The sequence below is a fragment of the Rhizobium sp. BK512 genome (assembly GCF_014194915.1).
GTDB lineage: Bacteria > Pseudomonadota > Alphaproteobacteria > Rhizobiales > Rhizobiaceae > Rhizobium.
In genome coordinates this window covers 473300-498410 of the sequence record NZ_JACIAS010000007.1, presented here as the reverse complement: position 1 = coordinate 498410, position 25111 = coordinate 473300, and the positions used below count along the sequence as shown (strand labels likewise).

At 59.6% G+C, this 25111-nt stretch carries 22 protein-coding genes; 5 read left to right on the top strand and 17 right to left on the bottom strand.

Annotated elements, in window-relative coordinates; genetic code table 11:
* The first annotated feature begins 450 nt into the window (after positions 1–450).
* Positions 451–2394 (top strand): M23 family metallopeptidase, encoded by a 1944-nt coding sequence (locus FHX06_RS25770; protein WP_113017251.1) that lies wholly within the window; start codon positions 451–453, stop codon positions 2392–2394.
* A 67-nt stretch (positions 2395–2461) separates the two neighbouring features.
* On the opposite strand, the gene clpB is transcribed toward FHX06_RS25770, so the two are convergent.
* From clpB to FHX06_RS25740, 6 genes are all read right to left on the bottom strand, one after another.
* Positions 2462–5065, bottom strand: coding sequence for an ATP-dependent chaperone ClpB (gene clpB / locus FHX06_RS25765; RefSeq protein WP_183881290.1), 2604 nt, complete (start codon positions 5063–5065; stop codon positions 2462–2464).
* Positions 5066–5432: 367 nt separating this feature from the next.
* Entirely contained in the window at positions 5433–6200 is a 768-nt protein-coding gene (locus tag FHX06_RS25760; RefSeq protein ID WP_112970914.1) for a DUF4167 domain-containing protein, read from the bottom strand.
* A gap of 346 nt (positions 6201–6546) precedes the next feature.
* Positions 6547–7416, bottom strand: coding sequence for a peptide chain release factor N(5)-glutamine methyltransferase (gene prmC / locus FHX06_RS25755; RefSeq protein WP_112970913.1), 870 nt, complete (start codon positions 7414–7416; stop codon positions 6547–6549).
* A complete protein-coding gene (prfA, locus tag FHX06_RS25750) occupies positions 7413–8492 on the bottom strand; it encodes a peptide chain release factor 1 (RefSeq protein ID WP_112545150.1) in 1080 nt (359 codons plus the stop codon). Before prfA ends, prmC begins: the two co-directional genes overlap by 4 nt.
* Before the next feature lie 28 nt (positions 8493–8520).
* A complete protein-coding gene (ptsP, locus tag FHX06_RS25745; RefSeq protein ID WP_112545149.1) occupies positions 8521–10788 on the bottom strand; it encodes a phosphoenolpyruvate--protein phosphotransferase in 2268 nt (755 codons plus the stop codon).
* A gap of 90 nt (positions 10789–10878) precedes the next feature.
* Entirely contained in the window at positions 10879–12153 is a 1275-nt protein-coding gene (locus tag FHX06_RS25740; RefSeq protein ID WP_112970910.1) for an aspartate kinase, read from the bottom strand.
* A gap of 403 nt (positions 12154–12556) precedes the next feature.
* Here FHX06_RS25740 and FHX06_RS25735 point away from each other — a divergent pair, with 403 nt between their 5' ends.
* Positions 12557–13042, top strand: a complete 486-nt coding sequence (locus FHX06_RS25735) for a BA14K family protein (protein WP_183881288.1) — start codon at positions 12557–12559, stop codon at positions 13040–13042.
* A gap of 166 nt (positions 13043–13208) precedes the next feature.
* A complete protein-coding gene (gene ubiG, locus FHX06_RS25730; protein WP_183881286.1) occupies positions 13209–13955 on the top strand; it encodes a bifunctional 2-polyprenyl-6-hydroxyphenol methylase/3-demethylubiquinol 3-O-methyltransferase UbiG in 747 nt (248 codons plus the stop codon).
* Positions 13956–13965: 10 nt separating this feature from the next.
* Here ubiG and FHX06_RS25725 read toward each other — a convergent pair whose 3' ends face one another.
* From FHX06_RS25725 to FHX06_RS25705, 5 genes are read right to left on the bottom strand one after another with little or no spacing between them, the layout of a single operon-like run.
* Positions 13966–14544 carry a DUF3291 domain-containing protein gene (locus tag FHX06_RS25725; protein WP_183881284.1) on the bottom strand — a complete coding sequence of 193 codons (579 nt, stop codon included), beginning with the start codon at positions 14542–14544 and terminating at the stop codon, positions 13966–13968.
* 1 nt (position 14545) lies between these two features.
* Positions 14546–14974: a DUF1178 family protein gene (locus FHX06_RS25720; RefSeq protein WP_112545144.1), complete on the bottom strand. Its 429-nt coding sequence runs from the start codon at positions 14972–14974 to the stop codon at positions 14546–14548.
* Positions 14971–15828: a carbon-nitrogen hydrolase family protein gene (locus FHX06_RS25715; RefSeq protein ID WP_183881282.1), complete on the bottom strand. Its 858-nt coding sequence runs from the start codon at positions 15826–15828 to the stop codon at positions 14971–14973. Before FHX06_RS25715 ends, FHX06_RS25720 begins: the two co-directional genes overlap by 4 nt.
* Positions 15829–15837: 9 nt before the next feature.
* The gene (gene grxC / locus FHX06_RS25710) at positions 15838–16095 is read right to left on the bottom strand and encodes a glutaredoxin 3 (protein WP_112545142.1); all 258 of its coding nucleotides are present in this window, start codon (positions 16093–16095) and stop codon (positions 15838–15840) included.
* Positions 16096–16127: 32 nt separating this feature from the next.
* Entirely contained in the window at positions 16128–16889 is a 762-nt protein-coding gene (locus FHX06_RS25705; protein ID WP_409564437.1) for a ComF family protein, read from the bottom strand.
* Positions 16890–17083: 194 nt separating this feature from the next.
* Here FHX06_RS25705 and FHX06_RS25700 point away from each other — a divergent pair, with 194 nt between their 5' ends.
* Positions 17084–17968 carry a methyltransferase domain-containing protein gene (locus FHX06_RS25700; RefSeq protein ID WP_183881280.1) on the top strand — a complete coding sequence of 295 codons (885 nt, stop codon included), beginning with the start codon at positions 17084–17086 and terminating at the stop codon, positions 17966–17968.
* A 15-nt stretch (positions 17969–17983) separates the two neighbouring features.
* Here the strand turns inward: FHX06_RS25700 and FHX06_RS25695 are convergent, their stop codons facing one another.
* The 6 genes from FHX06_RS25695 to FHX06_RS25670 all read right to left on the bottom strand — a co-directional run bounded on the left by FHX06_RS25695 (position 17984) and on the right by FHX06_RS25670 (position 22121).
* Positions 17984–18151: a Flp family type IVb pilin gene (locus tag FHX06_RS25695; RefSeq protein ID WP_112545140.1), complete on the bottom strand. Its 168-nt coding sequence runs from the start codon at positions 18149–18151 to the stop codon at positions 17984–17986.
* 69 nt (positions 18152–18220) lie between these two features.
* Entirely contained in the window at positions 18221–18559 is a 339-nt protein-coding gene (locus FHX06_RS25690) for a hypothetical protein (RefSeq protein WP_112545139.1), read from the bottom strand.
* A 126-nt stretch (positions 18560–18685) separates the two neighbouring features.
* Complete coding sequence (mutT, locus tag FHX06_RS25685; RefSeq protein WP_112970903.1) at positions 18686–19099, bottom strand: 8-oxo-dGTP diphosphatase MutT; 414 nt, start codon at positions 19097–19099, stop codon at positions 18686–18688.
* Positions 19096–19902: a GNAT family N-acetyltransferase gene (locus FHX06_RS25680; protein ID WP_112545137.1), complete on the bottom strand. Its 807-nt coding sequence runs from the start codon at positions 19900–19902 to the stop codon at positions 19096–19098. The genes mutT and FHX06_RS25680 overlap by 4 nt, the downstream gene beginning before the upstream one ends.
* The gene (argJ, locus tag FHX06_RS25675) at positions 19883–21124 is read right to left on the bottom strand and encodes a bifunctional glutamate N-acetyltransferase/amino-acid acetyltransferase ArgJ (protein WP_113144835.1); all 1242 of its coding nucleotides are present in this window, start codon (positions 21122–21124) and stop codon (positions 19883–19885) included. The genes FHX06_RS25680 and argJ overlap by 20 nt, the downstream gene beginning before the upstream one ends.
* Positions 21125–21236: 112 nt before the next feature.
* A complete protein-coding gene (locus FHX06_RS25670) occupies positions 21237–22121 on the bottom strand; it encodes a peptidylprolyl isomerase (protein ID WP_112545155.1) in 885 nt (294 codons plus the stop codon).
* A 248-nt stretch (positions 22122–22369) separates the two neighbouring features.
* On the opposite strand from FHX06_RS25670, the gene secA reads away from it, so the two are divergent.
* Entirely contained in the window at positions 22370–25087 is a 2718-nt protein-coding gene (gene secA / locus FHX06_RS25665) for a preprotein translocase subunit SecA (protein ID WP_113144836.1), read from the top strand.
* The last annotated feature ends 24 nt before the right edge of the window (positions 25088–25111 follow it).

Genomic DNA, 25111 nt, shown 5'->3' with positions numbered 1-25111 from the left:
TTGATTTCTTTAGAACGAGAGACTTCGTCGCCAGCAGCGCCGCCGCCCTCGTCAGTGAGTGGGCTTATAATCCTCACACACCGAAACAGTCAACAGGCCTTTTTCAAAAAAATCATCTTTCTCGTATCCTGTTGTTTTCTCACGAGATTTTATAGAGGCCATTGGAATTCGTCGATTTCCCGGATTCTGATCACGCTGGAAAGCCTGAAAAACATGACTGTTTGTCGGTTTTGTTGTGGAAGATACGATTATGCCCCTCTTCGCCCCGACATCATCACATTCTGCTGGTCAGAGGAAACACGCAGGATTCACGCAGGCATGCGCACGTAAGGTGCCATTCCCGGTGTGATTTGACTTCAGTGCCCAAAATATGCACATCTTTCGCCCCAGCCAGGATGGCCCGCGGATGCTCAGAACGACATCGAATGTAAGGATGCGAACTCCACTGCCATGATGACGGAGAAAATGATGATCCGCTCGCTCGGCAGCGAGCCTCCGCTTCTGGCAGACGGGCGACGCGCGCCCGACCGACGCGAAGTTTCGCTTCGCTGGCTTTCGGGCACGTTCCTCACCGGCATTACCTCTTCAATCCTCATGGGTGTCGCACTCTTTGCTGCGCTCGACGGCAGGCAGCAGCTGGCAATCCCGGCCGAAGCCTATGCAAGCGCATCGGCAGACGCACATCAGGATACATCTGTTACCCGCGGCGGTCGTCTGATCGCCCCCGTCATCGCCGCCAAACCATCCGACCGTGCCATCATGGAGGTCTCGACCGTTGTCCATGACGGCGAGAAGGAAGTCGTTCGCCGCCAGCCCTTCTCTCATGTGAAGATGATGCTGGCTGCCAATCACGTGGCAACTGAGGATTATCCGGACTTCGATCCGCTGGCGATCTTCTCAGCCGACGAGCCCCAGCCGGCACCGCAAAGCCGTACCGGCGCAATCTACGGCTCCGATGTCGAATCCGAAGTGGCATTGAAGACCGTCCCCTTCCCCACCGGCAAATCCAATCTCAACATGGCCCCTGGCCTGTCGCTTGACGAGGTTGAGGAAAACGTCCGCTCCAACGGATCCGTTCTGACGGATGGAAATGCCCAGCTCGCGGCCCTTTACTATGTGGATCCGCGCCGCTTCTCCGCCGAGGACAATGACGTCGATTTGACGGCCGGCCTTGCCGCACGCGTGCTCGAACAGAATATGACCGTCTCGGCACCGGAATCCATCACACCGCAGACCGAGGAATTCGCCGACGATATTCTGCCGGTGCGCCAGGACACGACAATTGCCAAGGCGCTCGCCGATTCCGGCTATCCGCAGCCACAGGCAGATGGCATGTCCGGTTATATCACCCCGGTGCTCGGCACCGATACGCTTTCCAAGGGCGACGTCCTGCGCATCGGTATCATTCAGAAGGGCGAGCAGGCGAAGATCATTCGGGCCAGCATCTATCGCAATACGCGCCATCTCATCACTGTCGCCCTCGATGACAAGGGCCGCTTCGTGGCCGGCAGCGAACCACCGATGCTGGATGCGATCGCCACCGCTTTCGAAGACAATTCCTTCGCTCCGCCCGCCGGCCAGAATCTGCCGCGCGTCTACGACGGCATTTACCGCGCAGCCCTTTCCTACGGCATGACCAAGGATATGACCGCGCTGATCATCAAGCTGCTTGCCGCCAACGTAGATTTCCAGGCGCAGTTGAAGCCGACGGACTACCTCGAAGCCTTCTTCTCGGTGGCTGACAGCAACGGCCAGGCGACCGAGGATTCCGACCTTCTCTATGTCAACGCCCGCTTCGGCGATACGTTGACGCGCTTCTACCGCTTTCAGGACCCGGAAGACGGCACGATCGACTACTTCGATCAGGAGGGTAAGAGCATCCGGCAGTTCCTGTTGCGCAATCCTGTCCCGAACGGCATTTTCAAGTCCGGCTTCGGCATGCGCCGCCATCCGATCCTCGGCTTCGCGCGCATGCATACGGGTGTAGACTGGGCAGCGCCGCGCGGAACGGCGATCATCGCAGCCGGCAATGGTACGGTCGAAAAAGCCGGCTGGGATTCCGGCGGCTACGGCAACCAAACCATCGTCCGCCACGCCAATGGCTATGAATCCTCCTATAACCACCAGAGCGCCATCGCCAAGGGCATCGTGCCCGGAGCAAAGGTGCGACAGGGTCAGGTCATCGGCTGGGTGGGCACGACAGGCGAATCCACCGGCCCGCATCTGCATTACGAACTGATCGTCAACGGCACCAAGGTCGACCCGCTTCGCATTCGCCTGCCGGGCGGCAAGTCGCTCCAGGGCGATGCACTCGCCAAGTTCGAGGACGAGCGCAAACGCATCGACACGCTGCTGAACAACCAGCCGGCGTCGGACCAGGTCGCCAGCAAGTAATCCTCCGTCTGCAGAAACAAAAACGGCGGCCTGAAGGCCGCCATTTTCAATTCTCGTCAACGCAACCTTACGCCGCTTCGTTCACCGACTGTTTTGACCGGAACAACAAGCGATCCGATCCACTGGTGATCTTCACCGTCGATCCGTCCGGCACCTGGCCCGAGAGGATCTGCTCGGCAAGCGGATCCTGGACGAATTTCTGGATCACCCGCTTCAGCGGACGCGCGCCGTAGACCGGATCGTATCCCTTGTTCGCCAGCCAGTTGCGGGCGTCCTCATCGAGGTCGAGCACGATCTTGCGCTCGGACAACAGCGAAATCAGCCGCTTCAGCTGAATATCGACGATCGCGCCCATTTCCTCACGCTTCAGGCGATGGAAGAGGATGATCTCGTCGATACGGTTCAGGAATTCCGGCCGGAAATGACCGCGAACCACGTCCATCACCTGCTCGCGAACAGTCTCGCTGTCCTCACCCTCACGCAACTGCGTCAGGTATTCGGCACCAAGGTTCGAGGTCATGATGATCATCGTGTTGCGGAAGTCGACCGTCCGGCCCTGGCCGTCAGTCAAGCGACCGTCGTCAAGCACCTGCAGCAGGATGTTGAAGACATCGGGATGCGCCTTCTCGATCTCGTCAAACAGCACGACCTGATAGGGCCGGCGGCGGACGGCTTCCGTCAGCGCACCGCCTTCGTCATAGCCGACATAGCCGGGAGGCGCACCGATCAGCCGGGCAACGGAGTGCTTCTCCATATACTCGGACATATCCATGCGCACCATTGCCGTCTCGTCGTCGAAAAGGAAGCGGGCAAGCGCCTTGGTAAGTTCCGTCTTGCCGACACCGGTCGGGCCCAGGAAGATGAACGAGCCGATCGGCCGGTTCGGATCCTGAAGGCCTGCACGGGCACGACGCACGGCACGGGATACAGCCTGAACCGCATCGCCCTGGCCGATCACCGATTTCGCCAGCTCGTCTTCCATCCTGAGCAGCTTGTCGCGTTCGCCTTCCAGCATCTTGTCGACAGGAATGCCGGTCCACCGGGAGACGACGTGGGCGATATTGTCGGGGGTCACGACCTCCTGGACCATCGCGTTGCGGCTGTTGTCTTCCTTGCTTTCGGCATCGGCAAGCTGCTTTTCGAGACCCGGGATCACACCATAGGCAAGCTCGCCAGCGCGCTGGAATTCACCCTTGCGCTGGGCGATCGCCAATTCGTTGCGGGCATCGTCGAGCTGCTTCTTCAGGTCAGCGGCAAGACCGAGCTTCTGCTTTTCCGCCTGCCAGCGGGCTGTCAACGCATCCGCTTCTTCCTCGAGCGAGGTCAGTTCACCTTCCAGCCGCTTCAGCCGGTCGGCGGAAGCCACATCGGTTTCCTTCTTCAGCGCCTCGCGTTCGATCTTCAGCTGGATGATGCGGCGGTCGAGCTCATCGAGCTCTTCCGGCTTGGAATCCACCTGCATGCGCAGGCGCGCAGCCGCCTCGTCCATCAAGTCGATAGCTTTGTCCGGTAGGAAACGGTCGGTGATGTAACGGTTGGAAAGGGTCGCAGCGGCAACCAGCGCGGCATCGGCGATGCGAACCTTATGATGCTGCTCGTACTTTTCCTTCAGGCCGCGCAGGATCGAAATCGTATCCTCGACCGTCGGCTCTTCGACCATGACCGGCTGGAAGCGGCGGGCAAGAGCCGGATCCTTCTCGACATGTTTGCGATATTCGTCGAGCGTCGTCGCACCGACGCAATGCAGTTCGCCACGGGCAAGAGCCGGCTTCAGCAGGTTCGAGGCATCCATCGCGCCGTCAGCCTTGCCGGCGCCAACAAGCGTGTGCATTTCATCGATGAAGAGGATGATCTCGCCATTTTCAGACTGGACCTCGTTCAGCACCGCCTTAAGGCGTTCCTCGAACTCGCCGCGGAACTTCGCGCCGGCAATCAGGGCGCCCATGTCGAGCGCCATCAGCTTCTTGTCCTTCAGGCTCTCAGGCACGTCGCCATTGACGATACGCAGCGCAAGCCCTTCGACGATCGCGGTCTTGCCGACGCCCGGCTCGCCGATCAGAACGGGATTGTTCTTGGTACGGCGCGAGAGAACCTGGATCGTACGGCGAATTTCATCGTCGCGGCCGATAACCGGGTCGAGCTTGCCTTCGCGGGCATCGCTTGTCAGGTCGCGTGCATATTTCTTCAGGCTGTCGAAACCCTGCTCGGCGCTCGCTGTATCGGCGGTGCGGCCCTTGCGGATTTCATTGATGACCTGATTGAGCGCCTGCGCGGTCACACCGGCGTTCTTCAGCGACTGATAGGTCGAGGCAGAGGTTTCGATCGCCAGTGCCTGCAGCAGACGTTCGACCGTCACGAAGCTATCGCCGGCCTTTTTTGAAGCTTCTTCGGCAGTGGAGAAGACCTTGGCAAGCGGCTGGGCAAGATAGATGTTACCATTGCCGCCGGAAATCTTCGGCAGCTTGGCAAGCGCGGCATCATTGGCGAGCCGCGCGGCTTTTACATCGCCGCCGGCGCGCTCGATCAGCGAAGCGGCCATGCCCTGATCGTCATCGAGCAGGACTTTGAGCACATGTTCCGCAGTGAATTGCTGGTGCCCCTGCGCAAGCGCATAGGTCTGGGCGGATTGAACGAAACCGCGCACCCGCTCGGAGTATTTTTCGATATTCATATGTCACCTCCATGAATCGCCCTGCCCTTCATAAGGCACAGACCGATGATTGAGATTGAGCTCCCTCAAAAGGCAAGCCCTTGTTTGTCGCCATTGAGATTTGCGGCAAACGAAACTGAGGTGGATATGGTGGGGAATCCGGAGAGTTTAAAGGGCGGGACACGGGAAAAACCACGCGTCATAGGCCGCTTCGCAAACCTCTCCAATTTTGCCGCCTGGTCAGATTCGCTTGATCTGAAAGTCGGGTTCCAACCGCGATGGGCAAAGACAGGCGCGAGAATGATCCGGCGTGACACGCGGCCCGTGCCCCTAAAGAAAAAGCCGCCTAGGGGGCGGCTTCTCGGGTCCATGGATATTTGAAACGAGCTTACTCCGAAGCTGCCTCGGCCAGAGCAGGTGCCTCGCTGGAAGCGCCCTCTTCGCCTGCTGCTTCGCCTTCAGCGGAGCGGCGCGGACGGCGGGGGCGGGCGCCTGCGGCACGGCGACGGGGCTGGCGTTCAACAGGCTGCGCTGCACCACCCTCTTCTTCCATGGCAACTTCCGCCGGAATACCTTCGATCTCCGGCTGCGGTCCGGTTCCGTCGATGGCCTCCGCCTGCTGCACCGGTGCGGCCGGCTGCTGTTCACGTGGCTGGCGCTGTTCACGCGGCTGACGCTCTTCACGCTGTTGCTGACGCTCTTCGCGTTGCGGCTGTCGCTCTTCTCGCTGCTGCTGGTGCGGCGGCTGAACGATGACGACATCGTCATTGTCACCCGTATCCAGATCGTCACCATCGCGGTCCGCATTGTCACGATCATTATAGTCGTTGCGGTCGTCGCGCTGGAAGCGCTCCTGCATCTGCGCCTGCGCGGCGGCAATGATGCGGTTGTAATGTTCGGCGTGCTGCAGGTAATTTTCGGCAATGACGCGGTCGCCGGAGCTCTGGGCGTCACGGGCGAGCTGCGCATATTTCTCAGCGATGTGCTGGGCAGTGCCGCGGATCTTCACATCGGGACCGGAACTGTCATAAGTCCTGGTCAGCGGATTGCCGCCCTTGCGGTTGAAATTGTTGTTATTGTTATTTCCGCCGCCGCCATTGTTATTGTTGTTATTGCCACGCCCTCGACCGCGCTTGTTCTGCTGTCCTGGCCTCATCGATCGTTCACCTGAATTCTCTGTTTGTGATTGGATACATGGCACCAACCGCCAAGACCGGTCTATCCGGATCAGGGCCTTCGTGCCGCAAGCATAGTGCGCCTTCGCGCCGACCTGCCGCTTGTCTTCAAGTCAGTTTGACTGATTCACGCATTGGGTCGTGTTCAACTTTTGAAACTCTCGTTTAAAAGAGCAGACCCCCGAAGCTGAGCAAGTACCGAACGAATCTCGTTCATTCCTATGCGCCCAACGCGTGAGGGCAACCTATATTGCTTCCTCGGGAAATCCAAGCCTTTTTCTTCGCAATAGCAACAATGTCCAGTTCGATGCTGCAATTTGTCGCCAGTCATGCCGGCGAGAACACGAGCACTCTGTCATTCTGACCATAGTCTTTCACGGATTTGAGGCACTTGAAGCCTTCCGCTTCAAAGATCGCCGTCACATCGTTTCGCTGATCATAGCCTATTTCAAGTCCGACGATCCCATTTGGCCGTACGAACCTTCCGGCATCTTTTGCTATGGCTTTGTAGGCGTCAAGCCCATCCGAGCCGCCGTCCAGAGCTGCAGCTGGATCAAATTTCGTCACTTCGGGAGCGAGATCGTGAATAACATTGGAAGCAATATAGGGCGGATTTGAGACAAGCGCATGAAACGTCCCGTGGATGTTCTCGAACCAGTTCGACCGAATGGTCGTGAATCGATCCTGCAATCCGTTTCTTTCTGCGTTTGATCTTGCCGTCTCAAGTGCATCGGTCGAAATGTCGCTGCCGATGCCTGATGCTTCCGGGCATTCACTCAGGAGCGCAAGACAAATCGCTCCGGTCCCGGTTCCTAGATCAAGGATGTGGAGATTGTCCTCCGTCTTTGCAAGGTCGCGCAGATAAGGAATGATCGTATCGACGAGGATTTCCGTATCCGGTCGCGGTTCCAGCGTGCCGGCGGACAGCGAAAGCGGCAGGCCGTAGAACTCCCGCTCTCCGAGAATGCGATGCACCGGCTCGTGTTTCAACCGCCTTTCGATCGCCCGACCGATGGTTCCCGCCTGCTCTTCCGAAACCACGTCACGGCCTGCGGTCAGCATCTCGGTCGGCGAGAGCTTCAACAATCCCGAAATCAGCAGCCGCGCATCGGTCTGCGGATCAGCTATGCCGGCTTCCGTGAAACGGCGCCGGGCCTCGGCAAGCATTTCGGAAACCGTCGGCCCGGATGCGGTCATTGCTGTTCGCCAAGCTGCGCGAGCTGGCTCGCCTGATAATCGGCAAGCAGCGCATCCACCACTTCGTCGATCTCGCCGATCATCATCCGGTCGAGTTTATAAAGCGTCAGGTTGATACGATGGTCGGTCACACGACCCTGCGGGAAATTGTAGGTGCGGATGCGCTCGGAACGGTCGCCGGATCCGACCTGGCTTTTGCGGTCGGCAGACCGTTCGCTATCGGCCCTCTGCCGCTCGGCATCGTAAAGACGCGACCGAAGCACCTGCATGGCCTTGGCGCGGTTCTGGTGCTGCGATTTTTCCGAGCTGGTCACAACGATACCTGTCGGCAAGTGCGTGATACGCACCGCCGAGTCCGTCGTGTTGACGTGCTGGCCGCCCGCACCCGACGAGCGCATCGTATCGATGCGGATATCCTCTGGCCGGATTTCGATATCGATCTCCTCGGCCTCGGGCAGGACCGCAACCGTCGCCGCCGATGTGTGGATGCGCCCACCGGCTTCCGTCTCCGGCACACGCTGCACACGGTGCACGCCGGATTCGAACTTCAGCTTGGCAAAGACACCTTTGCCGGTGATTGTAGCGATGATTTCCTTAAAGCCGCCGGCTTCGCCCTCGCTTGACGACAGCACTTCCACCTTCCAGCCATGTGTCGACGCGTAGCGCTCGTACATGCGGAAAAGGTCACCGGCAAAAAGCGCAGCCTCGTTACCGCCGGTGCCGGCGCGGATTTCCAGGATCGCGCTCTTTTCATCGGCCGCATCCTTCGGCAGCAGCAGGATCTGGATTTCGTTCTCCAGCGCCTCGATCCGCTCTTTCACGTCAGGCAGCTCGAGTTCGGCGAGCTCGCGCATGTCGCGATCGACGGACTTATCCTCGAGCAGCACCTCCAGATCGGCAAGTTCGCTGACTGCTTTCTGATAGGCACGGATCTTTGTGACGACCGGCTGCAGCTCTGAATATTCGGACGCGAGCTTTACATAAACATCGGCCGAAGGGCCGGCCGACATGCGCGCTTCGATCTCGCCGAACCGGCGCTCAAGCTCGCGCATCTTTTCAATGGGAAGCTTCGCCACCCCTTGCTCCAATTCTTCTTATATATGTCTAAAGGGGAATATTGTGGCTCTCGGCGAAGCGGGCAAGCACTTCGCGCATCGGCACGGTCGCATTTCGGTCGTCGAGCGCCTCATTAACGGCCTTAGTAAGAGCCTCGGCATCGAGGCCCAGCAGCATCGCCTTGACCGGCCCGATCGAAGCCGGCGACATGGAGATGGATCGGAAACCGACGCCCAGCAACGCCATAGCCGAAAGCGGCTTTCCTGCCAGCTCACCGCAGAGGGTCACCGGTGTCTTGTTGCGATCGGCACCGCGCACGATATCGCGCAGAATCCGCAGGAACGGCCGTTCCAGTGGATCGAAGCGCTCCGACACCCGCGCGTTGCCGCGATCGACCGCCATGGCGAACTGGAAGAGATCGTTGGAACCGACCGAGACGAAATCGACCGCATCCATCAGCTCGTCGAGCTGCCAGAGCAGCGCCGGCACTTCCAGCATCGCGCCGAACTGCAGCTTGCGCGGCAGGCCATGGCCGAAACGCGAAAGATGCTGCACTTCCTTCTGCAGAAGTTCGCGCACCTGCCTGAGCTCAGAAACCTCGGTCACCATCGGCACCATCAGCTTCAGCTCGGCGCCTGCCGCAGCCTTCAGCATGGCGCGCAGCTGGGTGCGCAACAGCCCCGGACGATCAAGCGACAGGCGGATGGCGCGCCAGCCGAGCGCCGGATTCTCTTCCTCGTGGCCGCGGAAGTAAGGAACGACCTTATCGCCACCGATATCGAGCGTACGGAAAGTCACGACACGGCCCGCCGCCTGCTTCAGCACATTGCGGTAGAACATCTCCTGCTCTTCCGCTTTCGGCATGGTTGACGCGATCATGAATTGAAGCTCGGTGCGGAAGAGACCGATGCCCTCCGCACCCGATTCCGCCAACTGCGGCAGGTCGACCAGCAGGCCAGCATTCATCAGAAGCTGAATGCGCTGACCATCTCGGGTGACCGGCTCGACGGAACGCAATGCCCGGAACTGCTCCTGCCGGCGGGCGCGGAAGCGAACCTTTTCTTCATAGGAGCGCTGATGCTCGGGCATTGGTCGGATATGCACATGCCCTTCGTCACCATCGATAATGACGGCATCGCCATTTTCGGCAAGAGCGACGACACCCGCCGCCTGGCCGATGACCGGAATGCCCATAGCGCGTGCAACGATCACCACATGGCTCGTCACCGCGCCTTCTTCCAGCACCAGGCCGCGCACATTGGCGCGCGGGTAGTCGAGAAGCTCCGCCGCCCCCATGGCACGCGCCAAGATGATCGCGTCGGTCGGAAAGCCTTCAGCCGTCGTGCGACCTGTATAACCGGTCAATACGCGCAGCAGCCGGTTCGCCAGATCTTCGAAATCGTGCATCCGCTCGCGAAGATACGGATCGGTCAGGCGCATCATGCGCGCCTTGGTGTCGCTCTGGACCTTCTCGACCGCCGCTTCCGCCGTCAGGCCGTTGCGGATCGCTTCTTCCAGCTTGCGCACCCAGCCCTGGTCGTGGGCGAACATGCGATAGGTTTCGAGCACCTCGCGGTGCTCACCTTCCATGGAGACATCGCGCCGCGACAGCATGTCGTCGATCGAGATCCTGAGCGAACCCATGGCTTCCGCCAGCCGCCGGATTTCCTTCTCCGCATCTTCATTAAGGAGATTGGTAACGACGATGCGCGGTTCGTGCAGCACGACGTAACCAAGACCGATGCCGTCATTATACGTATCGCCGTCGACTGTGACCGAACGGGTGAGATCAAGTTCGAGACCCGGCTTGGTGATCTTCTTCAGTTCGCCGGTCGCGATCATCTCGGCGAGAACCATCGCCGTCGTTTCGAGCGCCTCCAGCTCCTCGTCGCGATAATTGCGGCTCGCCTTGTTCTGCACGACGAGAACGCCGAGCGAGCGGCCGGTCCGCAGAATCGGCACACCGAGGAAAGAATGATAGATCTCTTCACCCGTTTCCGGCAGGTAGCGGAAAGCAGGATGCGACTGTGCGTCGGAAAGATTGAGCGGCTGGGCCGATGCGGCGATCGTGCCGACGAGACCCTGCCCCATCTTCAGTTGCGAAAGGTGGACGGCTTCTTTTTTGAGACCTTCTGTCGCATAGAGCTCGAGAACGCCGTCAGCCCGCAGCACGTAGACGGAGCACACCTCTGCCACCATGTTGCTGGCGATCTGGCGCACGATCCGGTCGAGTCGCTCCTGCGGCTCCAGCGGCTCCGCCATCAATTCGCGCAGCCGCTTGAGCAATACGCGCGGACCGCCGGAAAGGTCTCTCATTGCGTCTCAAGCTCCCCGAAACAAACGCTTGGTGCGGACAGAAGAACCGGCCGCATCTTCAACCTGAAGGGGCAGGCCGCCCGCTGGGAATCAATTCTTATCCAGACCGTAGCAGGAATGCAAAGTTCTGACAGCGAGTTCTGCGTAAGGACCGTCGATCAGGATCGAAATCTTGATCTCCGAAGTTGTAATTGCCTTGATGTTGATGCCTTTTTCGGCAAGTGCCCGGAAGGCGGTCGCCGCAACACCCGCATGGCTGCGCATGCCGATGCCGATGACCGAGACCTTCACCAGCCCCGATTCGCTCTGTGCAACGTCGTAGCCGATCTTCGCCTTGTTGTCGGAGAGGACCTTGATGGCCTTCTCGACATCTCCCGAGGGAACGGTGAAGGTCATGTCCGTCTTCGAACCATCTTCGGAGATGTTCTGAACGATCATATCGACGTTGATGTGGCTTTCGGCAAGCGGACCGAAGATCGCAGCGGAAACGCCCGGCCGGTCGGCAAGACGGCGAAGCGAGATCTGAGCCTCATCCTTGGCATAGGCGATGCCGGTGACTACTTCCTGTTCCACGATTTCATCCTCGTCACAAATCAGCGTTCCGGGCGGGTTCAAGAGGTCACCCATGCCCGGAGCATCGGGATCCTCGAAAGACGAACGCACGAAGGTGCGTACCTTGTGCACCATGGCAAGCTCCACCGAGCGTACCTGGAGAACCTTGGCACCGAGAGATGCCATTTCCAGCATTTCTTCGAAGGCGATCTTCTTCAGGCGCCGGGCCTTGGGCTCGATGCGCGGATCGGTCGTATAGACGCCATCGACATCGGTATAGATGTCGCAGCGGTCGGCTTTCACTGCGGCCGCAATCGCCACTGCCGACGTGTCCGATCCGCCGCGCCCGAGCGTCGAAATGCGGTTATCGGGGCCAAGCCCCTGGAAGCCGGCAACGACTGCGACCTGACCCTCGCCCATGCGTTTGATGATATCGGTGCCGTCGATCTCCATGATGCGCGCGGCGCCGTGCGCGTTGTCTGTGCGGATCGGAATCTGCCAGCCCTGCCAGGAACGGGCATTGATGCCCATGCTCTGCAGCGCGATCGCCAGAAGGCCTGACGTGACCTGTTCGCCTGAGGCGACCACGGCGTCATATTCGCGCGCGTCGTAGAAAGGCGAGTTCGCGCCGATCACTTTCGGCGTGCCTTGCACCCAGCCAACGAGCTCATTGGTCTTGCCGGACATGGCGGAAACAACGACCGCCACTTCATGGCCGGCGTCGACTTCACGTTTCACATGGCGGGCAACGTTCTTGATGCGGTCCAGATCAGCGACGGAGGTTCCGCCGAATTTCATAACGATGCGTGCCATAAGCCTCTACCACGACCCGCGCGCGACTGCCGGAAACGGGATTTGCTTCTCCGGTACGCCACGCGTTCACAAACCGCCGGGAGACGCATTGCCCTCCCGGGCATCAGAAAACCCCGGCTGCCGAATGGCCGAAGAGCCCGGAAATACTGGTTTCTGGAACGCTTCTAGCCCCGCCAACCAAGGACGAAAGTTGGCGCGTCTCTTAGCGAGTTTGGCAAGGGGTGGCAAGGGCGGGGAAAGGGTGAAGTGGAGACGACAGGAGTTCGCCGGAAACGACCCGCGCCGCCCCTGCCAAACATCCCTCTCACCATACCCGTCAAACCGGAACACGAAGGCGATTGAACTTAGTGGTCCGAAATGCGTTTAAACAGCAATAGATACATCAAGAAAGCTGGTGAGCAGAATGAGAAGATTAGCGATAATTGCACTGTCGATAGCAACCGCATTCTCCGGAATGCCCGCTTGGGCGGGGCCGGCCTATACGGCAAACCCTGTCCAGTCGACAGTGCAACCCCAAGCCGACGGCGACCAGGCCGAGCTTCTTCAGGTGGGCTGCAACAACTTCACGAAATGCCCTCGTTATAATCAAGGTTGGGGCCGCAATTACCGCTATTCGGACCGTTATCGCTATGATCGCGGATGGGACAGGGACCGCCGCTACTATGGCGACCGATACTACCGCGACCGGTATTATCGGCACCATGACAATACCGGCGCCATTATCGGGGGCCTGGCCGCCGGCGCACTCATCGGTGGCATTATAGCCTCGCAGCCGCGCGTGCAGACGGGCAACTCGCATGCCGATTACTGCTACAGCCGTTATCGCTCATACCGCGCGTATGACAACACCTACCAGCCCACATACGGCCCGCGCCGTCAGTGCCGCTGAACCCGCATGACTTTTGATACGAACCCCGCGAAGACGCGGGGTTTTGTAATGTCTTGAGGCTCGCTCGTTTTTTAAGATCTATCCCAAGCTTCCGGTGCAGCCTGAGCGCCCTTGACTTATCGTCTCGATCATCCGACTTCACTGACAGGACATGAAGGAGCGGCAGATGAACGAAGCGGCCAAAACAACAATCGACCAGAGCGAAGTCGATCGCTTTTCCGCCATGGCAGCCGAGTGGTGGAGCCCGACCGGCAAGTTCAAGCCGCTGCACAAGTTCAATCCTGTTCGCCTGGCCTATATCCGCGACAAGGCAGCGGAGAATTTTTCTCGCAATCCGAAGAGTGCCAAACCGCTTGAAGGCCTGCGCGTGCTCGATATCGGCTGTGGTGGCGGCCTTCTGTCGGAGCCGGTTGCCCGTATGGGGGCCGAAGTAGTCGGCGCGGACCCCTCCGAAAAAAACATCGGCATCGCTTCAACCCATGCCAAGGCATCGGGTGTTACGGTCGATTATCGCGCCGTCACCGCCGAGCAGCTCGCCGAGGCCGGTGAGGCCTTCGATATCGTGCTCAACATGGAAGTGGTGGAGCATGTGGCTGATGTCGAGCTTTTCATGAATACCTGCGCCGGCATGGTCCGGCCGGGCGGCCTGATGTTCGTCGCCACCATCAACCGCACCATGAAGGCGGCCGCGCTTGCCATTTTTGCCGCCGAAAATGTCCTGCGCTGGCTGCCGCGCGGCACGCATCAATATGAAAAGCTGGTGCGCCCCGAAGAGCTGGAAAAACCGCTCGTCGCAAACGGCCTCGAAATCATCGACCGCACAGGCGTCTTCTTCAATCCGCTGGCAAACCAGTGGAACCTGTCGAAGGACATGGATGTGAACTATATGTTGCTGGCAAAGCGGCCGGCTTGATCCCGACGGTCTAGACTTTCAAAGTTTGGACGAAAGCGAGCAGATCCTTCTGCGTCTCGGCATTGCGCGCGGCAATCTCTTTAACGTGGTCGCGATCGATCACAATTTCCGCCCCGTCAGGCCCATAGGGCTGTTTGAAGTTGAAGGCCTTCGGGCTTGCGCCGTGGTCGGCAAGATATTCGAGACGCTCCACACCTTCCTGCCAGTCCGGCCGATGATAGGCTGAAACCCACCAGAGGACGAGCGGCGGCCAAGTCTGCTTCACATTCCAGTTGCGGGCATGTTTCAGGGCGTCGGCATGAACACCATTATAGGTGAAAGCCATCAGAGACTCGATATCGGCCCATAATGACAGGGAAGATGGCGCGGAGGTGAAACCGCTGCCCTCGATGTAACGCGGAAAAACCTGCGGCCCCCAGCTTCTGGGGCCGGGATATCCGGGATAGCCTGAGCGGCCAATAAAGCCGCACGCCCGGGCGGCAGCTTCGAAATTCGGAGGTTCACGAAGAACGAAGCCTTCGACGGCCCTGCTGTCAGAAGGTGCGACATGCAGGCCGAAATTATAGAAGGCCAGCCGCGCAGTCTCCATATCAGTTCACGTCTTCAGGCAGGATCGGCAGGGCAGCAATCTCGATGCCCTCTTCGACCAGCGACTGCGCTTCATCGGGTGTCGCCTGGCCGATAATGCCGCGAGCATCCGCCTCGCCATAATGGATCTTGCGGGCTTCTTCGGGAAAACGCGTCCCGACATCCTCCGAATTCGCCTTGACCGCTGCAACCGCTTCCTTGAGCTTCAGGAAGGCTTCGCGGCGAGCCACGTCCATGGCAACAGACTGTATCTCGTCCTTCTTGCGTGCAGTCGAGACCGACGGCGCCATCAGCGATTTCGAGATGGAGGCGGAATTGCAGACGGGACAGGTCAGAAACCCGCTTGCGACCTGCCGGTCGAAATCCGCGCTTTCTGAAAACCAGCCTTCGAACTCATGGGCATTCTCACAAATGAGGGAATAGCGGATCAAGCTGCGACGCCTCCCGAGATTCCCCCCGCAATCCTCTCGATGGAAAACTCCCGTCCGTTCTTAAGGTTTGGAATCTTGTCATGCGCGACCTTCACAGCCGCCGGATCGATCTCTGCCAAAATGACGGCCTCGCCAGTCGGGCCGGCCGCCGCGAGCACCTTGCCCCAGGGGTCGATGATCATGGAATGACCGAATGTCTCCCGACCGTCCTCGTGCAGGCCAGCCTGCGCTGCCGCGATGATGAAGACGCCGTTTTCGATGGCACGCGCCCGCAGCAGGATCTCCCAATGCGCCTCTCCGGTCTGCTTCGTAAAAGCGGCCGGAACGGTCATCACTTCGGCACCGGCAACCGCCTGCGCACGGAAAAGCTGTGGGAAACGCACGTCGTAGCAGATAGTGAAACCCATCTCGGCGAAAGGCAGAGACAGAACGCGCGCTTCTGACCCCGGGCGATAGGCTGCGCTTTCGCGCCAGCTCTCACCGTTGTCGAGATCGACGTCGAACATATGGATCTTGTCGTAGCGGTTCAGGATCTTGCCGTCAGGTCCGAAGAGGAAACCGCGATTGGCCATCTTGCCGTCATCGAGCGCAATTGCCGTCGAGCCGACATGCATATAGATGCCGAGCTCAGCCGCAAGCGCCGAGCCGGTCTTGACGATGATATCATTGCTCTCGTCGCGCAGCACTTCTTTTGCCGCAGCCCGGTTACGCTGCAGCATGCCGGTCATTTCCGGCGTCTGCACATAGGTGGCGCCCTGCGCGGCAGCTGCTCGGACGAGGCGCGCCATCGAAGCGGCATTCCGTTCCGGATCGACACCGGAACACATCTGGATGGCGGCGGCCGTGAACCTCATCGCTCTTCCTCAGGCAGCCAGCAGCGGATCGAGCTTGCCTGCCCGATCGAGCGCGTAGAGATCATCGCAACCGCCGACATGCGTGCTGCCGACGAAAATCTGCGGAAAGGTCGTGCGGCCGTTCGACTTGCCAAGCATTTCCTGGCGAAGCTCGGGCGAGAAGGTCGCGTCATGCTCGACATAGTCGACGCCCTTCTCTTCAAGAAGAGATTTGGCGCGTGCACAATAGCCGCAGAATTGGCGCGTATAGATGGTAACGGGTACCATGAAGCTCTCCAGACAGTGCTGTTTTCTTTCTGTCATATAGTTTCTGCGATAGCCCTTGCAAAGGTCAAAACCGTTATATCGGAGGCCCCCGCCTTGCGCAGCGCGCGCGTTGCCGCACCAACTGTCGCTCCTGTCGTAAACACGTCATCGACAAGCACGATGCGTTTTCCGAAGACATCGCTTTCCCTGCCCGCGGCAACTGCAAAAGCGCCACGGACATTGTCTTCGCGCGCCCGCAAACCAAGGCCGACCTGCTGGCTGGTCCGCTTCACACGCAGGAGCGTTGCCGGCAATAGCGGCTTTCCGGCAAGCCCCGCCAAATGTCGGGCAAGCTCTGCGGCCTGGTTGAATTTGCGCGAGACCATGCGGGTGCGATGGAGGGGAACCGGAATGATGGCGTCGCAGCGTTCGACCATGCCGTCCGAGGCGCGCAGCATCCAGGCGGCCATCATCGGTGCGAGATCCGTACGATCGCGGTATTTCAGACCATGGACCAAGGTTCGAACGGCGTGATCGAGGGTGGCTGCTGAACGCAGTCGATCGAAGGGAGGTGGATTGGCGATCGCTTCGGCACTCAGGATGCCGGCGCCGAGATCATGAGAAAAGGGAAGGCCGAGCACCTCGCAATAAGGGCGCTCGATGAAGCGGACTTCGGACCAGCATTTGGCACAGAGCCCGCGGTGACCGCCTGTCGAAACACCACAAGCCGCGCAGGCCGGCGGATAGACAAGATCGGCAAGCATCGAAAACGGCTGCAGAAACTGCGCCCATATCCGCACTGCCTCACTTTTCATCCCGATCGTCCCCATATGAGGCAGACTAAAGCATGTCGCACAAAAGTGTGTAGCGGTTTTGCGAGAGTGACATGCGTAAAAACGAAGACCCAAAGTGTGGCAGGCTGATCTGAAGGGCCGCGAGACGCGTTGGCGCGTCGCGCCAGAGGAAAATCGCCTTGCCGCCTGCCGGACGGGGGAATATGGACATCGCCATGGATATCATCTTCGACAAGGCGCAGATCGCCGCAAACCGTCGGCGCGCACTCTCAAATAACGACCCGAAAGCAGGCTTCCTGCTCGATATCGCCGCCGAGGAACTGGCAGACCGCCTCGCCGTCGTGGAGCGCAGCTTCGAACATGCGGTAGAACTGCACGGCACGACGGGTGCGGCCGCCCATGCGGCGATCGCGACCGGCAAGGTCGGCAGCCTCACCCGCGTGGAAAGCGACATTCGCTATGTCGCGCCCGGTGAATCTTTTCTCGAAGCACCGCTCGAAGACGTGCCGCTCGCGCCCCAATCAGCCAATCTGGTGATTGCACCACTCAACCTGCACCTGACCAACGACACACCCGGTGTCTTGATCCAGATTCGCCGCGCATTGAAACCGGACGGCTTGTTCCTGGCCGCCATTCCTGGCGCCGGCACGCTGCAGGAACTGCGCGAGGTGCTGCTCGCAACCGAAATCGAGATGACCGGTGGGGCAAGCCCGCGCGTCATCCCCTTCGCCGATGTGCGCGATGTCGGCGGTTTGCTGCAGCGAGCAGGCTTTGCGCTGCCCGTCATCGATGCGGAGAATTACACTGTCCGCTATGATTCACTGTTTCCGCTGATGCGTGACCTGAAAGCGATGGGCATGACGAATCCGCTATCTGCTCGCAGCCGCAAGCCGCTGACGCGTGCCTTCTTCCTGCGCGCAGCGGAAATCTATGCCGAGCGCTATTCAGACCCGGACGGCCGTATCCGCGCAACATTTTCAGTAATCTATGTGTCTGGATGGGCACCGCATGAAAGCCAGCAGCAGCCCCTGAAACCGGGATCGGCCAAGGCACGGCTTGCTGACGCATTGAAGGTGGAAGAGCAGAAACTGAAGCAGTGAGGCCTGACGGATGGCTCAGTTGATCGTCAGGTTATTCTCGACGGTATTGAACACGCCGCGCAGGCCATCGGTGAACACACCGAGGCCTCCAATAAGGGCAACCGCCATCAGCGCTGCGATCAATCCATATTCGATCGCCGTCGCACCGCTTCTGTCCGTCAGAAATTTCTTCAGCAAATCCATCAACCCAACCCTTTTGCGCGCAAGACAGCAACGACATTCGCAAGCCCCGGCGACGGAAGCCTGATTTCCTCAGCAGCCGGCGCCAACACCGTAGCCCTGGACGACACAGACAGAGCCAGGCGTATCCTGGAGCACGCTGCGGCGGATTGTATAGCGCTTGCCGTTCTCGCTCTTCGCGCCATTCTCCACCTTCGGAATGGAACCGGTGGTGATCGTGTCGAAATCAGCCGGCGCGCTGGCAAGCACGCTCTTCTTGGAAGAATCCGCCAGCATAGGCGTCAGGATAAGGGTCAGCGCCACTACAGCGGTACCGAAGAGAAGGGCAATATTGAGCGCCCCCGTCCTGCGTGAAGCAGACGAAGAAGCGCGTTCCTTTTCGCGCACAGCTTTCCAGAAATCGTCGTCCATGACGTCAAGCCCTTAAATACACACACGCCAGTTGCTTGAGTGAGGCCGATCATTGCCAGAAGGTGCTAAATGATCGATTAATATCCACAGGCGAAATCGACGTTTCGTCCCAATAATCAACAAAAGCTAAAGTAAATCCTGCAACACCGGAATGAGCGGTTCATCGGCCGGCGGCATCGGATAATCGCGCAGTGCCTGCGGGCGCACCCATTTGATTGCCTGGCCCTCACGACCATGCGGAATGCCCTCGTAGCGGCGGCAGACATAGAGCGGCATAAGCAGGTGGAACGTATCGTAGCTGTGGCTTGCGAAGGTCAGCGGCGCAAGACATGGCACCTTCGTCGAGATACCGAGCTCTTCGTTCAGTTCGCGCACCAGCGTTTCCTCGGGCGTCTCGCCTGGTTCGACCTTGCCCCCGGGAAATTCCCACAGGCCGGCAAGCGACTTGCCCTCCGGCCGCTGCGCCAGAAGGATCCGCCCATCCGCATCGATCAGCGCACAGGCTGCGACCAGGAGCAATTTCCTTCCGGCTTCGCTCATTCGCAACGCTCCCGCCAATAGCAATAGTGATAGGCATCACGGAAGCCGAGACGCTCATAGAGAGCAATTGCCGGCGCATTGGAGAGTTTCACCTGCAGCCAGGCTGTACGGGCGCTTCGCATCCTCGCCCAGCGCAAAGCCGACGTCAGGATCTCGATACCAAGCCCCTTGCGGCGATGGCTGTCGGCGACCGACAGCGACATAATGCCGGCAAGGTCATTGTCCTGCACGCAGAGGACCGTTGCCAGCGAGCCTTGGATTGTATCCTCGATCATGAAAAGACCGGACGGCGGCTTGATTGCAGAAATGATCTCGGCAAGCGCCGGCTTCATCGAAGGTGATGCCTGGTCGACGGCGAGATTGGCATCGACGAACCGGCCAACATCATGTGTTGGAAGGTGATCGAGCGTATCGGGCAGATCGGCCTGCGAGAGATCGCAGACCATGACGGCCGTCTCATCGAAACGTTTCCAACCCTGTTCCTTGATCATGTCGATCAGAACAGGCGATGCAAGCGGTGTCTCGCGCAGCACGGCGGAGCGGCCATAGGCCTCGAATTTACGGCTTGCCTTCTCCAGCCTGATTTCGACGTCCCGATGGTCGGACGGATCGAGCGGCACGATGGAATTCAGGCGGTTGGAGGGATGGCCGGCGGTTAGGCGAACCTGCCAGCTTCCGTCATATTGCACGGAAGCGGCCGGCCAGGCGCGAAAGCCCACGGCCTCCAGCCGCCGGACCAGCGGCAGGTTCTGCTTCTGAAGGGATGCCTGCATCAACGAACGATCAGCTCCGGTAGTCGCCATTGATCGCAACATATTCCTTGGTGAGGTCGCAGGTCCAGACCGTGGCCTTGCCGGAGCCGAGGCCAATGTCGACCTTCACAGGAATATCCTGCTTCTTCATGACAGCCGAGGCAGCATCCTCGGAATAGCTGGGGTCACGTTCACCATTGACGGCAACACGCACATCACCGAACCAGATGGCGAGCCGGTCACGATCGGCCATTTCGCCGGCTTTGCCGACAGCCATGACGATCCGGCCCCAATTGGCATCCTCGCCGGCAGCAGCAGTCTTGACCAGCGGCGAATTGGCGATGGAAAGGGCGATCGTCTTGGCGGCGGCATCGCTCTCGGCGCCGGTCACGGTGATCTCGAGCATCTTCGTCGCCCCCTCGCCGTCGCGGGCGACCTGGATTGCCAAGTCCTTGAGAAGGTCGTTGAGCGCCGAACGGAATGCGCCGAGCTGCGGAGCGTTCGCGCTCGTGATCCGAGCCTGTCCGTCGGTCGCTGCTGCACCTGTCGCAAACAACATCAGCGTGTCCGAGGTCGAGGTGTCGCTATCAACCGTCATGGAGTTGAAGCTCGGTTCGACGCCTGCAGACAAGAGCGACTGCAGGACGGAGGAATCGATCGCAGCATCGGTAACGACGAAGGAGAGCATGGTCGCCATGTCGGGCGCGATCATGCCGGCTCCCTTGGCGATGCCGTTGATTGTCACCTCGACACCGCCAATTTCAGCCGTCCGGGTCGCGACCTTCGGATAGGTGTCGGTGGTCATGATCGCCTTGGCGGCCTCGAACCAGAAATCGCCCGTCGCATCGGCGTGCATCTTGTCGAGCACACCGGCAAATTTGCTGGCGTCGAGCGGTTCGCCAATGACGCCGGTCGACGCGAGAAAGATTTCATTTTCGCCGCAGCCGACGGCGGCAGCTGCGGACTTTGCCGTGAGCTCGGTCGCGGCGCGGCCCTTCAGGCCGGTAAAGGCGTTGGCATTGCCGGAATTGACGACGACGGCGCGTGCCGTCCCGTGCGGCAGGTTGGTCCGGCAGAAATCAACCGGAGCGGAAGGGCACTTCGACTTGGTGAAAACGCCGGCAACGGCAGCCGGCGCATCAAAGACCATCATCAGCACATCCGTCCGGTTCTTGTATTTGATGCCGGCGGAAGCGGTCGCCATGCGCACGCCGCGAAGCGCGGGCAGCGAGGCAAATGTTTTCGGGGCAAGCGGAGAAACGGTAGCGGACATAGAATGAGACCTGCCAATATGCATTTCCAGGCGAAGTGGAAGCCGGTCCGCCATCCGGAAATGCGACGATGATAGTGAAGGGCCCGGAAGAACCGGGCCCAAATGCTGATGATTACTGCTGCGGCGCCGGTGCCGGCACGGGCTCGGCGCCCGGCTCTGGCTGCTTGTTCGCGTTTTCGTAACCCTTGCGAAGCGTTTCGTCCGTGATCTCGACCTTGGCCTTGGCTTTCGCATCGTTCAGAAGCGCAAGATACTTGTCACGCATGACGAGTTGACGAACCTGGTCCTGTACCTGTTCGAACGGCGGCGGCGGAGCGTCGCGCTTATCCTCGACCTTGATCACATGATAACCGAAGTCGGTCTTCACGGGTGTCTTGGAATAGGTGCCCTTTTCGAGAGAGAAAGCAGCATCCTCGAATTCCTTGACCATGCGGCCGCGGGTGAAGTAGCCGAGGTCGCCGCCGTCATCCTTGTTCGGATCGGTGGACTTTTCTTTGGCGAGCTCGGCAAAATCCTTGCCGGCGTCGAGCTGCTTGATGACGTCCTTGGCCTCGTCCTCGGTCTTGACGAGGATGTGGCGGGCGTGAACCTCTTCCTGCTTCGGCAGGGCGGCAACTTCCTTGTCGTAGCGCGCCTTGACGTCGGCATCGGTCACGGTATCGACGACATGTTTCTTGAAGTAGGCGTTGTGAAGCTCGCGGTCGGTCAGGTACTGCATGCGCTTCTTGAAGTCGTCGGTCTGGTCGAGCTTCTCGGCGGTCGCGTCGGAAGCCAGAAGCTTCACGTCGATGGCGGCCGAAAGTGCGGCGACCTTCTTCTGGTCATCGGGAAGCTGCGCGAGCTGTGGGTCGAGATTGGCGACAGCCAGATCGAGTTCCGACTGATGGATTTCCAGATTGCCGACCTTGGCGACGACAGCGTCATCGGCAAAGGCGGGAGCCTGAAACGCCACGAGGGCGGTAAACGCCAGCGCGGCAAGTTTTTTACTGCTCAACATCAAATAACCCTTCACAATTATAGCCGCCGGCTTCAGCTTTCGTGAATCCAACCCGAAAACAGCCTTCAACACCGGAATGTGGCCTTTCTATATCAGCCAAATCCGTTGACATCATTTGCCCCCCCTCTTATCTGTCACGCAACCTCGCGTCCAGAACAGTTTCCGGGCGTTTTCAAGCGTGCGCCTGTTTTTCGGCTGGGTGGCGAATAAGAAACGTCGGGGAAGAATATTCAGAAAGGACCAGTCATATGGTCAGCTTTGGCGGTATTGCCCGCAAGTTATTTGGCTCAGCCAACGATCGCCGCGTGCGGTCCTTCCAGCCGAACGTCGCCGCAATCAACTCTATTGAAGAGAAGACCAAGGCGCTGACGGACGAGCAGCTTGCCGCAAAGACGGTGGAGTTCCGCGCGCTCCTCGCAGAAGGCAAGTCACTGGACGACATCCTGATTCCGGCCTTCGCGGTCGTTCGCGAAGCCTCGCGCCGCGTTCTCGGCATGCGACCTTTTGACGTACAGCTCGTCGGCGGCATGATCCTGCATTCCAATGCCATCGCCGAAATGAAGACCGGCGAAGGTAAAACGCTGGTCGCGACCCTGCCGGTCTATCTGAACGCACTCGCCGGCAAAGGCGTGCATGTCGTCACCGTCAACGACTACCTCGCTCAGCGCGACGCAGCGACCATGGGCCGTCTCTACGGCTTCCTCGGCCTGACAACGGGGGTCATCGTCCATGGCCTTTCCGACGAGGAGCGCCGTGACGCCTACAATTGCGACATCACCTACGCGACCAACAATGAACTCGGCTTCGATTATCTGCGCGATAACATGAAGTACGAGACGAACCAGATGGTCCAGCGCGGCCATAACTTCGCGATCGTCGACGAAGTGGACTCGATCCTGGTCGACGAAGCGCGCACACCGCTCATCATCTCCGGCCCGCTCGACGATCGCTCCGACCTTTACAACACCATCGACACTTACATTCCGCTACTGACGCCGGAAGACTATGAGATCGATGAAAAGCAGCGTTCGGCGAACTTCTCCGAAGTCGGCACCGAGAAGCTGGAAAACCTGCTGAAGCAGGCCGGCCTCCTGAAGGGCGCCTCGCTCTACGACATCGAAAACGTCGCGATCGTTCACCACATCAACAATGCGCTGAAGGCTCACAAGCTCTTCCAGCGCGACAAGGACTACATCGTCCGCAACGGCGAGATCGTCATCATCGACGAATTCACCGGCCGCATGATGCCGGGCCGCCGCTATTCGGAAGGCCAGCATCAGGCGCTGGAAGCCAAGGAAAAGGTGCAAATCCAGCCGGAAAACCAGACGCTGGCTTCGATCACCTTCCAGAACTACTTCCGCATGTATGCCAAGCTTGCCGGCATGACCGGTACGGCTCAGACGGAAGCGGAAGAATTCGGCAACATCTACAATCTCGACGTTCTCGAGGTGCCGACCAATCTCCCGATCAAGCGTATCGACGAAGACGACGAGGTCTACCGGACTGTCGAGGAAAAGTACAAGGCGATCATCACCGAGATCCTGGACGCCCACAAGCGCGGCCAGCCGGTGCTTGTCGGTACAACCTCGATCGAAAAGTCGGAATTCCTGGCCGAGCTGATGCGCAAGCAGGGCTTCACGAACTTCCAGGTCCTGAACGCCCGCTATCATGAACAGGAAGCCTATATCGTCGCCCAGGCCGGCGTGCCGGGTGCGGTGACGATCGCCACCAACATGGCCGGTCGCGGTACCGACATCCAGCTCGGCGGCAACCTCGACATGCGTCTCGAGCATGAGCTCGCCGAAATCGAGCCGGGCGCCGAGCGCGACGCGAAAGTCGAGGCGATCCGCGAGGAAATCAAGGCGCTCAAGGAAAAGGCGCTTGCCGCCGGCGGTCTCTACGTTATCGCCACCGAGCGCCATGAAAGCCGCCGCATCGACAATCAGTTGCGCGGCCGTTCCGGCCGTCAGGGCGACCCCGGCCGCTCCAAGTTCTATCTTTCGCTTCAGGACGACCTGATGCGCATCTTCGGCTCCGACCGCATGGACAGCATGCTGCAGAAGCTGGGCCTCAAGGATGGCGAGGCGATCGTCCATCCCTGGATCAACAAGGCTCTGGAACGCGCCCAGAAGAAGGTCGAAGCCCGCAACTTCGATATTCGTAAGAATCTCTTGAAATATGACGACGTTCTGAACGACCAGCGCAAGGTCATCTTCGAACAGCGCGTCGAGATGATGGAAGCGCCGAACATTTCCGAGACTGTGTCCGATATGCGCCGCGAAGTCGTCGACGATCTCGTGACCACCCATATCCCCGAGCGCGCCTATGCCGAACAGTGGGATGCCGCAGGCCTGAAGACACAGGTCACCAACATCCTCAATCTCGATCTGCCGGTCGAGGACTGGGTGAAGGAGGAAGGGATCGGCGAGGACGATATTCGCGAGCGCCTGACGGAAGCCACCAACGCCGCCTTCAACGAGAAGGTCGAGCGTTTTGGCCCCGACATCATGCATTATGTCGAGCGTCAGGTCGTCATGCAGACGCTTGATCATCTGTGGCGCGAGCACATCGTCAATCTCGATCACCTGCGTTCGGTCATCGGCTTCCGTGGTTACGCCCAGCGCGACCCGCTGCAGGAATACAAGTCTGAAGCCTTCGAGCTCTTCCAATCGCTGCTCAACAATCTGCGCCAGGCTGTGACCGCGCAGTTGATGCGCGTCGAGCTGGTGCAGCAGGCTCCGCCGCAGCCGGAACCGCCGCTCATGCAGGCGCATCACCTCGACCCGACGACGGGCGAGGACGAGTTCGCCAACACGACTTACCAGGCAGAGGAAGTGATCGTGGCGCCGGAAAATCGCAATCCTGACGATCCCCAGACCTGGGGTAAGGTGGGCCGCAACGAAGCCTGCCCCTGCGGCTCGGGCAAGAAATACAAGCACTGCCACGGTGCTTTCGAACAGGTTTGAGAATGGCGCCCTCGGGCGCCATTT

Coding starts and splice junctions, on each gene's coding strand:
- FHX06_RS25770 (WP_113017251.1), top strand. CDS start 451: ATGATGACGGAGAAAATGATGATCCGCTCGCTCGGCAGCGAGCCTCCG.
- clpB (WP_183881290.1), bottom strand. CDS start 5,065: ATGAATATCGAAAAATACTCCGAGCGGGTGCGCGGTTTCGTTCAATCC.
- FHX06_RS25760 (WP_112970914.1), bottom strand. CDS start 6,200: ATGAGGCCAGGACAGCAGAACAAGCGCGGTCGAGGGCGTGGCAATAAC.
- prmC (WP_112970913.1), bottom strand. CDS start 7,416: ATGACCGCATCCGGGCCGACGGTTTCCGAAATGCTTGCCGAGGCCCGG.
- ptsP (WP_112545149.1), bottom strand. CDS start 10,788: ATGAGAGACCTTTCCGGCGGTCCGCGCGTATTGCTCAAGCGGCTGCGC.
- FHX06_RS25740 (WP_112970910.1), bottom strand. CDS start 12,153: ATGGCACGCATCGTTATGAAATTCGGCGGAACCTCCGTCGCTGATCTG.
- FHX06_RS25735 (WP_183881288.1), top strand. CDS start 12,557: ATGAGAAGATTAGCGATAATTGCACTGTCGATAGCAACCGCATTCTCC.
- ubiG (WP_183881286.1), top strand. CDS start 13,209: ATGAACGAAGCGGCCAAAACAACAATCGACCAGAGCGAAGTCGATCGC.
- FHX06_RS25725 (WP_183881284.1), bottom strand. CDS start 14,544: ATGGAGACTGCGCGGCTGGCCTTCTATAATTTCGGCCTGCATGTCGCA.
- FHX06_RS25715 (WP_183881282.1), bottom strand. CDS start 15,828: ATGAGGTTCACGGCCGCCGCCATCCAGATGTGTTCCGGTGTCGATCCG.
- grxC (WP_112545142.1), bottom strand. CDS start 16,095: ATGGTACCCGTTACCATCTATACGCGCCAATTCTGCGGCTATTGTGCA.
- FHX06_RS25705 (WP_409564437.1), bottom strand. CDS start 16,889: ATGAAAAGTGAGGCAGTGCGGATATGGGCGCAGTTTCTGCAGCCGTTT.
- FHX06_RS25700 (WP_183881280.1), top strand. CDS start 17,084: ATGGATATCATCTTCGACAAGGCGCAGATCGCCGCAAACCGTCGGCGC.
- FHX06_RS25695 (WP_112545140.1), bottom strand. CDS start 18,151: ATGGATTTGCTGAAGAAATTTCTGACGGACAGAAGCGGTGCGACGGCG.
- FHX06_RS25690 (WP_112545139.1), bottom strand. CDS start 18,559: ATGGACGACGATTTCTGGAAAGCTGTGCGCGAAAAGGAACGCGCTTCT.
- mutT (WP_112970903.1), bottom strand. CDS start 19,099: ATGAGCGAAGCCGGAAGGAAATTGCTCCTGGTCGCAGCCTGTGCGCTG.
- FHX06_RS25680 (WP_112545137.1), bottom strand. CDS start 19,902: ATGGCGACTACCGGAGCTGATCGTTCGTTGATGCAGGCATCCCTTCAG.
- argJ (WP_113144835.1), bottom strand. CDS start 21,124: ATGTCCGCTACCGTTTCTCCGCTTGCCCCGAAAACATTTGCCTCGCTG.
- FHX06_RS25670 (WP_112545155.1), bottom strand. CDS start 22,121: ATGTTGAGCAGTAAAAAACTTGCCGCGCTGGCGTTTACCGCCCTCGTG.
- secA (WP_113144836.1), top strand. CDS start 22,370: ATGGTCAGCTTTGGCGGTATTGCCCGCAAGTTATTTGGCTCAGCCAAC.